Source organism: Variovorax sp. 01T432, assembly GCF_056398605.1.
In genome coordinates, this window is the sequence record NZ_JBFTPS010000151.1 from 1 (window position 1) to 677 (window position 677).

Consider the following 677-nt stretch of genomic DNA (forward strand, 5'->3'; position numbering starts at 1 on the left):
GCCGCGGCCAGCGCCGCGCCACCCGCGGCGCACGATCCGACGGTGCCGCCCAGCGGCAAGATGCCCCACGCATCGCCTTCGGTGCGCAAGTTCGCCCGCGAGCTGGGCGTGCCGCTGGAAGAAGTCAAGGGCAGCGGCCCCAAGGGGCGCATCACGCAGGAAGACGTTCAGAACTTCACCAAGGCGGTAATGAGCGGAGCGGCCAGCACCAAGGCATCGGCCGCCAAGGCACCCGCAGGCGGTGGCGGCGAAGCGCTCGGACTGTTGCCGTGGCCCAAGGTCGACTTCACGAAGTTCGGCACGGTCGAGCGCAAGGACCTGTCGCGCATCAAGAAGATCAGCGGCGCGAACCTGCACCGCAACTGGGTGATGATCCCGCACGTCACGAACAACGACGACGCCGACATCACCGAACTCGAAGCCTTCCGCGTGGCGACGAACAAGGAGAACGAGAAGTCCGGCATCAAGGTCACGATGCTGGCCTTCGTCATCAAGGCCGTGGTCGCTGGCCTGAAGAAGTTCCCCGAATTCAACACCAGCCTGGACGGCGATCAGCTTGTCTACAAGCAGTACTTCCACGTCGGCTTCGCGGCCGACACGCCCAATGGCCTCGTGGTTCCGGTGCTCAGGGATGCCGACAAGAAGGGCATCCTGCAGATCAGCCAGGAGATGGGGGA

1 protein-coding gene is annotated in these 677 nt (G+C 65.0%); it reads left to right on the top strand.

Annotation, left to right across the window (positions count from 1 at the left end):
* Positions 1 to 677 (top strand): 2-oxo acid dehydrogenase subunit E2 (locus tag AC1DNF_RS35740; protein WP_478153671.1); only part of this gene is annotated, 677 nt, incomplete at both ends.